7 protein-coding genes and 1 pseudogene are annotated in these 8,322 nt (G+C 39.7%); 5 read left to right on the top strand and 3 right to left on the bottom strand.

Annotated features, from left to right (window positions below; genetic code table 11):
* The 5 genes and pseudogenes from LVY74_RS02655 to LVY74_RS02635 all read left to right on the top strand — a co-directional run.
* Positions 1-901 (top strand): annotated as a pseudogene (locus LVY74_RS02655) (hypothetical protein); the annotation flags it as partial.
* A 48-nt stretch (positions 902-949) separates the two neighbouring features.
* Positions 950-1,198, top strand: coding sequence for a hypothetical protein (locus LVY74_RS02650; protein ID WP_237813724.1), 249 nt, complete (start codon positions 950-952; stop codon positions 1,196-1,198).
* 543 nt (positions 1,199-1,741) lie between these two features.
* On the top strand, positions 1,742-2,611 hold the full coding sequence (locus LVY74_RS02645; protein ID WP_237813723.1) for a carbon-nitrogen hydrolase family protein: 870 nt from the start codon (positions 1,742-1,744) through the stop codon (positions 2,609-2,611).
* Between the two features lie 226 nt (positions 2,612-2,837).
* Positions 2,838-4,301 carry a biotin carboxylase gene (locus tag LVY74_RS02640; RefSeq protein WP_237813722.1) on the top strand — a complete coding sequence of 488 codons (1,464 nt, stop codon included), beginning with the start codon at positions 2,838-2,840 and terminating at the stop codon, positions 4,299-4,301.
* Positions 4,302-4,309: 8 nt separating this feature from the next.
* A complete protein-coding gene (locus tag LVY74_RS02635) occupies positions 4,310-5,299 on the top strand; it encodes a C45 family autoproteolytic acyltransferase/hydolase (protein ID WP_237813721.1) in 990 nt (329 codons plus the stop codon).
* A gap of 85 nt (positions 5,300-5,384) precedes the next feature.
* On the opposite strand, the gene LVY74_RS02630 is transcribed toward LVY74_RS02635, so the two are convergent.
* The 3 genes from LVY74_RS02630 to LVY74_RS02620 form a co-directional block, all read right to left on the bottom strand.
* Positions 5,385-5,876 carry a flavin reductase gene (locus tag LVY74_RS02630; RefSeq protein ID WP_237813737.1) on the bottom strand — a complete coding sequence of 164 codons (492 nt, stop codon included), beginning with the start codon at positions 5,874-5,876 and terminating at the stop codon, positions 5,385-5,387.
* Between the two features lie 197 nt (positions 5,877-6,073).
* Positions 6,074-7,105 (bottom strand): methionine synthase, encoded by a 1,032-nt coding sequence (locus tag LVY74_RS02625; protein WP_237813720.1) that lies wholly within the window; start codon positions 7,103-7,105, stop codon positions 6,074-6,076.
* A 37-nt stretch (positions 7,106-7,142) separates the two neighbouring features.
* Positions 7,143-8,135 (bottom strand): DUF1852 domain-containing protein, encoded by a 993-nt coding sequence (locus LVY74_RS02620; protein ID WP_237813719.1) that lies wholly within the window; start codon positions 8,133-8,135, stop codon positions 7,143-7,145.
* Positions 8,136-8,322 lie beyond the last annotated feature (187 nt).

Here is an 8,322-nt window from a genome sequence, read left to right as displayed (position 1 = left end):
TCAACAAGCTCAAGATAAAGGCATCATCGGCGAGGAAGTATGGCAATCAGTGATTGAAAGTGTCAGTCAATATATGGAGCAAAATTCGCTAGGATGTTTTGTGGGTGGTAAAACTGTAATTATCGAAGGTAAAGATAAAAAGTCGCTGACGGCAATACAGAATGTTAAGGTAGGTGATAAGGTACTTTCTAAACCTGAAAATGGCGTTGGTGAAACAGAATATAAATTAGTTAATCAAGTTTTTATTTATCATGATAAACCTATATGGCTAGTTGAAACGATTAAGATAGTCAAGTTAGAAGATCAACAGGGCAATATGTTGGATTATAAACAATATAAATCCGCATCACGTGAAATTGAATTTTTGGTAACACCAAATCATCCAATTTGGATAATAGGAATAATACAGGATGATGTAGTGGTGTTTTATGAACAGCCACAGTGGAAACGAGTTGATGAGTTACAACGCTATGAAGTTGCGGTCAATCAACATGGGGTTATGTACAGTGTGCAACGAGCCCAACCTGTTTATAAATATCAAGCAGTAGGAGAAGCTGAGGTCAACCCTGACCTATACTGGTATCAAAAATATTATTATGAAGACTACGAGCAAGATTACTTGTATGGTGATGTCAAACCAGACTTTGATGTGACTGAGGAGGAGTATAAATCTATAGGTTATGTATATGACATTAGTAAATATGAATTAAATGGCGTTGGGGAATCTTATCTCAATGAATGTACAAATCAGCTCAAAGATGAATACAATCAATATATTCCCTTTACCCGTACGGTCTATAACTTTGAAGTCGCTGATTATCACACTTATTTTATTAGCCGTTCGGGGCTTTGGGTACATAATACTAGCAGTTTGCCACAGCTATTGTTACAGACTGCATGAGATATAGACAATGGCATAAAACCGATGAGTGATAATCAGCTATAGTCGATGTATCAAGTCGCTAAACTATACTGGCTCAATGCTGGAGCAATTACTGAAGAAATGGTGAATATCAACTTGACATTGGGGCAGCTATCTGACGATGCACTCGCTACCATAGAAGGAAAACTTATCACCGTATCCCCAAATGCAGGTGGATGGGGTTGTTTTATCGATAATACCCCAAATTTTAACAAAGAATTTCCACTGGGTAAAAATAGCTATCAACAGATCTGCTCTGAAAAGAGGAGTATTTAGCTATCGCAATACACTTTATTAATTTTGATAAAAATTATTTTATATCAAATTTTTAACTCTAATTTTTGTTTGCTTTTAGTGCTTTAAGTTAAGGTGCTTCTCACATCATTTGTCAGTTTATATAGATTAAGTTTTGCCATCATTATAGTTGATGATTATGAGGACAAATCACGATTTAAGCTCTGTCCAATATTTTCAGAAAATAAAATCATTAAACCCAGCCCATTATAGAAATATTTTGGGCAAAAAAACTTTAAAATTTTATAAATTGGCTCCTTGTCAATTTCAGAAATTGGCACTTGTTTGAAACAACCTGAGAGGACAAATTTAGACATAGGAAATTGATTTAAGATGAGGATTTTGAAAAATTTTTATCATATATTTTAAATACATATATTAAATTTTTCGGGTGAGACTTATCGTTATTATTTCTTAGATTCTAGTCTGATTGCTGTAAACGATACCCCTTGTTTGAGTGATGAAATCTGGCTTTTATTTAGATTTTGAAGATGTATTTTTGGGAAGTTAGAACAGGAGGATTTCATGTCAAATAGTCTTTTTGGTATCGCTGGTGTTCAAATGCAGGTTTCTGCATTTGCAAGTAATGTTGAACAAATGGGTAACTATATGCGCTATATCCGTATGCGTTATCCATGGGTAAAAATGGTCATGTTCTCTGAACTTGCACCTTTAGGTCCAAAACATAGCACTGCTGAAGTTTTTCCAAGTCAAACCGAAATTCAACTGACTGAACTTGCCCGTGAAACAGGCCTATGGCTGATTTCAGGTTCGATGTTTGAACGTGTAGAGGGCGCAGATGAAAGCAGCAAAGTATATAACACTTTATCTGTGATCAATCCTGAAGGATATATCGTGACACGTTATCGGAAACTATTTCCGTTTCGTCCATACGAAAAAAATATTGAAGCGGGTACAGAATTTTGCGTTTTTGACGTACCTGATGTTGGACGTTTTGGAGTTTCCATTTGTTATGACATGTGGTTCCCAGAAACGACACGGACATTGGTTGCCATGGGCGCTGAAGTAATTTTGCATCCAACCATGACAGATACCATTGATCGTGATATTGAACTGGCGATTGCTCGCGCTTCTGCAGCACAAAATCAGGTGTACTTTATCGACATTAATGGCGTAGGCGATGGTGGTGTCGGCAAGTCGATTGTGGTTGATCCTTCAGGTTATGTGCTGCATCAGTCTGAATCGAGTGCAGAAATTATTCCAATTGAAGTTGACCTTGAGCGAGTCAGACGAGAACGTCGTCGCGGTTTACGAACTCTTGGTCAGCCACTTAAAAGTTTTAGAGACCGTGATTGTAATTTCACTGTTTATCAAAAAGAAAACCCTGAATTTTCATATTTGGATTCATTAGGGCCACTGACAAAACCCGAGTGAAATCCTGATTTTCACTCATGATCTTATAACAAATGAAGTCAAGCAAAGTCTGTACTGACGTTTTAGATAGGTTCACCTGATTGTCGAATTGACGGTTCACTCGGCAATCAGGTTTAGAGGACTCAAAAGAATGAGTATTCAACGTCAATTATCCATCATGACTTTGCTTCGATACTTTTGGCAAAGCATTTACCCCCCAAAAAGGCACACAATAAAGGAAGAACCTATGAATAAAAGTAATAAAGTGACTAGCATTTCAGATATGTTGTTGATGTTTCATCGAAATGAACGACCAATCTACTTTATTAGTGCCACAAACTTTAACCTGCTTGGAATAGATCGTTGGGTCAACCGTTTTCGTTATATTAACTATATTGACTGTTTTGATGGTCGCCATCCCAATGTATTTGTTCCTCAAGAAACCCCACACGAAGAATTTCAATCAATAGAAGACATCAATAATTATTTATTACAGCATAAAGATGTAGTGGATTTAATTGAACGTCGCGGGGGCAATCCTGTCGGCACTTTTTTGATGTTCGATGAAAAAACAGAAGAATTGGCAGAAGAAATTGGTTTAGATATTTGGTTCCCACCTGCAGCTTTACGCCAACGTTGTGACAATAAAATGGAAACCGTGCGCATTGGCAACAAGGCTGGTGTCTATTCGGTTCCAAATGCTTTGGTCAAAGTCGACAGTTATGAGCATTTACTGCAAATTTCCAAAGAATATGGTTTAGGCAATGACTTGGTGATTCAAACGGCTTTTGGTGATTCGGGGCACACGACCTTTTTTATTGCCAATCAACATGATTTTGACAAACATAAAGATGAAATTATTAATGACCCTGAAGTTAAGGTCATGAAGCGAATTAATTGTCGTGGGGCGACTTTAGAAGCTTGTGCAACCCAGTCAGGCACATTGGTGGGGCCATTATTGACCGAAGTGGTTGGTGCGCGAGAGCTGACCCCATATAAAGGCGGCTGGTGTGGCAATGAAATTTTCCAAGGGGCTTTTTCTGAAAGTATTCGTGCCAAAGCTCGTGATATGGCAGAAAAATTTGGTAATCAACTGCTCAATGAAGGATATCGCGGCTATTTCGATCTGGATTTCCTGATTGATGTCGATACAGATGAAGTTTATTTAGGTGAATTAAACCCACGCATTTGTGGGGCGAGTCCAATGACCAACCATGCTGCATTTGCCTATGCCGATGCGCCATTATTTTTATTTCACTTACTTGAATTCTCAGGTGTACCATTTGACTTAAATGTCAAAGAAATTAATGAACGCTGGGCGCAACCACATTTTATTGATTCGTGGTCGCAAGTCGTTATTAAATTTACCGAAGACAAAGTTGATCAGGTTACTCATGCGCCACCGACAGGCATTTACCGAATGAGTGAAGATGGCGCAGTCTCTTATCAACGCTTTGACTATGACCGAAGAGCGATTGATACCGAGCGCGAGGCATTTTTCTTGCGTATTACTGGGCCTGGTGATTTTAGATATGAAGGCGCTGATTTAGGTATTCTGATTATGCGTGGACGTTCAATGGATAATAACTTTAAGCTGAATCTGCGTGCGCGTGACTGGATTCGCGGAATCAAAGGTTATTATGCAGGCAAGCCGATCGCAACGACCCATCATCATATGGTTCCTGAGCCAGGAGCATTCAAGATTTTATAGGAAGCATCATGTCGATTGAACTGCAATTTCAGACGTTGTCAGAAAAGTTACCTGATCAAAAATGGCAGGAGGTTTTTAACCGCCTTTGGCCTGGCTATCGTGCATGGTTTTTACGCAGTGGTGTGACTGGACGCCCGAGTTATTTAGAATGCCGAAAAGTATTGCGCACTTATATGCCAGAATTAGTGCCTGTTTGGGAACGTCTGATCGAGCTGTCAGGGGGCGGCGATGTGGAATCACGATTTTTATCGTTGTGGTGTCCACCACCTTACATTGCAGGATGTACCCAAGGGATATGGTTTGACCCCAAGCAATATGAAGAACCGATGCTGATCCGAAATTATGACTTTGCCCCTGTTCTTTTAGAAGGCAATTGGTGGAAAAGCTGCTGGTCAGGTCAGCAAGTTTTGGCAATGAGCGACTGTTTATGGGGCGCGCTAGATGGAATGAATGAATCAGGATTATCGGCTTCTTTATCCTTTGGCGGGCGGACAGTTTCAGGTGTGGGCTTTGGTGTTCCGCTGGTTGTTCGATACCTGTTAGAAGTTGCAGAAAATGTTTCGGAAGCGGTTGATATTTTAAAACGTATTCCCGTACATATGTCTTATAACATTACGCTGTTGGATCGTTCGAATCAGTGGGCAACGGTATTTGTAAACCCCGATCGTCCGACTGAAGTGGTGTATCAGGCAGCAACTTCAAATTTTCAGCATCAAGTCGAGTGGCCACAACATGCTGAGGCAACCCATGCTGTAGAGCGATTAAATGCCTTGCAGCATAAATTACCTTATGCGGTCAGTTCACAGGACATGATTCAAACCATGTTGTCTAAACCGTTATATCAAGACAAATGGTTGAGTGGTTATGGCACATTATATTCGGCAGTGTATTACCCGATGTCGAATCGTGCTGAATTGTGGTGGCCTCAAGAAAGCTGGGCACAATCTTTAGATAATTTTACTGAGGGTCAAAAACAGATCTATTTAAAATCCTATTGATTTCAGCTAATGCCTGATTTTAACTTTGTTGAACACAGCTCACCTAGTGTGAGCTGTTGACTATAGAATTTTCTAATCTGAAATTTTAAGCAATTTCTGTTAATCCAACATGGTGATAAGCGCGGTTAAAATAAACTAAACTTTGCTCTTGCTGACCTTGTTGAATCGCAACAATGCGACACATAAATACAGTATGTGTACCCACTTCCTGAATTTGATCAATTTCACAATCAAAATTGACTAACGCATCTTCTAATACAGGTGCGCCTGTTTCTAGTTCTGTCCAGACACCTTGCTGAAAGCGTTCTTCCGCAGTCATTTTAGATGAAAAGGCTTTGGAAAGATGTTCCTGCTGCGCACTTAACACATTGACTGTTAAGATCTTATTTTTAACAAAATGTGAATGTGAACTAGAAGCTTTATTCATGCAAACCAATAATGTCGGTGGCGTATCTGTCACACTACACACCGCAGAAGCTGTAAATCCATAACGATCAGACATGTCTGCTGTGGTGACGACACTGACTGCACTGGTTAAAAACGACATTGCATTTCGAAAGTCTGCTGCTTCAATCATCATTTTGTTCCTAAATTTGAACCGTAACTTTTTGTTGAGATTAGCTATACCACGCGATTCAGTCACATAGGCACATCATCTGAAGGTGCTCTCAAGAGAACACTACTCATTTTGAATTAAGGTCGGGTGACCTTCTGAATGACAATTTTAAATCTTATTTCATTCAATAGGTCAGCCCGAAGTGATCACACGCGCAATTATTGGCCTGCAAGCTCTTTACGAATAATTTCAGCACCTGCACTGAGCGTCTGTAGCTTGCCGCGTGCTACTTCACGTGCCAAAGGTGCCATACCACAGTTGGTTGAAGGATAAAGCTTATCTGCATCCACAAACTGAAGTGCTTTACGTAACGTATTCGCGACTTCTTCAGCAGTTTCAATGGTATTGGTTGCAACATCAATCGCACCGACCATGACTTTTTTACCACGAATCAATTCAATCAAATCCATCGGTACACGAGAGTTTTGGCATTCAAGTGAAACGATGTCGATTTTAGATTGTTGCAGTTTAGGGAAGGCTTCTTCGTACTGACGCCATTCTGAACCTAAAGTCTTTTTCCAATCGGTATTAGCTTTAATGCCATAACCATAGCAAATATGAACTGCAGTTTCACACTTTAAACCTTCAAGTGCGCGTTCTAAAGTTGCCACGCCCCAGTCATTCACTTCATCAAAGAACACATTAAACGCAGGTTCATCAAATTGAATGATATCCACGCCAGCCGCTTCTAACTCTAAAGCTTCTTGGTTCAAGATTTTGGCAAATTCCCAAGCCAGTTTTTCACGGCTTTTGTAATGACCATCATACAAAGTGTCGATCATGGTCATTGGGCCAGGAAGCGCCCATTTAATGGGTTGTGTGGTTTGGCTGCGTAAAAACTTGGCATCCTCCACAAACACAGGCTTTTGACGAGACACTGCACCCACAACAGAGGGAACGCTTGCATCATAACGATTACGGATACGTACCGTTTCACGTTTTTCAAAATCAACACCGTCAAGATGTTCAATAAAAGTCGTCACAAAATGTTGGCGAGTTTGTTCACCATCAGAAACAATATCAATACCTGCGTGTTGCTGTTCTTGCAATGACAAACGTAAAGCATCTTGTTTCGCTTCAAGCAGTTGCTCGCCTTCAAGTTTCCAAGGTGACCAAAGTTTTTCAGGCTCTGCCAGCCAAGATGGTTTCGGTAAGCTGCCAGCCGTTGATGTTGGTAATAAAATTGCCATTTTAAATCTTCTATCTCTAAATTCTGTTTCGGTTCAATTAAGCAGCGTTACGCTCTACGTTATAGTTTTCAGCCCATTGTTCAAGAATGTCTTGATATGGCTTGATAAAGTTTTCTTCCGTCCATTTACCTTGTTTCACCGCAAGCTGACCACGCTCAACACGGTCATAGACAATACGAGTCAATGAGTAATCTGGGTACTCTAAACTTGCCTGATACACTTGCGCTGCTGATGAGTTGGCATTGTAAATTTCAGGACGATAAATCTTTTGGAATGTTTCCATGGTGCTAATCGCACTGATCAATTCAAAATCGGTGTAATCACGCAGTAAATCACCCGCAAAATAGAATGCTAAAGGTGCAACACTGCCTTTTGGCATAAAGAAGCGAACCTGTAAGCCCATTTTGTGGAAATACTCATCGGTACGTGAGTACTGATCTTGCTTATACTCAACACCCAAAATAGGATGCTCATTGGTGGTACGGTAATATTTACGTGCGGTTGAAACACTCAAACAAATCACAGGTTGTTGATTAAACTCAGCTTTAAAGGTATCAGAGTTCACAAGGTACTGATAAAGCTTGCCGTGTAAATCTCCAAAACCTTCAGGTGCATAAGAGGTTGAGTTCTCTTTATTATGTTCTTTTAATAACACGCTAAAATCGTAGTCACGCACATAAGATGAGAAGCTATTGCCGATCATGCCTTCAATACGCTGATTGGTATGATGATCGGTAATCGTGCTTTTCAACATTTCGATAATCGGGAAAGTTTTACCATTGCCTTCAATATCTAAATCCGCAGAAATGATATCAATTTCAAGTGAATAACGATCACCGTTTGGATTGTCAGTTTGTGCCAAAGCATTAAAACGATTGTTAATCATGCGAAGCGTATTACGTAGATTCTGCTCACGGCTCTCACCACGCGCTAAGTTAGCAAAGTTAGTGGTTAAACGTGTGCTATCTGCTGGTTGATAGTTTTCATCAAAACGAATGCGTTTGATTGAACATGCAAACTCTTTAGTCATGGTGATTGTCATCCTAATTTTTGAGATTAAATCTAAATTTCTTCAATGAAGTCATTTATACCCGATTCATGACATGAATAAAAATGATATTAATTCAATAAAAAGTGAGTAAAATTCATTATTGGAAATTGGAGGGGATTTTATAGAAATGTGATGATATGGTGTTTTGATGATAAATCAACCGATG

It is taken from the genome of Acinetobacter sp. ME22 (assembly GCF_022012315.1).
Lineage (GTDB): Bacteria > Pseudomonadota > Gammaproteobacteria > Pseudomonadales > Moraxellaceae > Acinetobacter > Acinetobacter brisouii_A.
The sequence above is the reverse complement of the archived record's forward strand: the minus strand, read 5'-3'. Positions and strand labels throughout refer to the sequence as shown.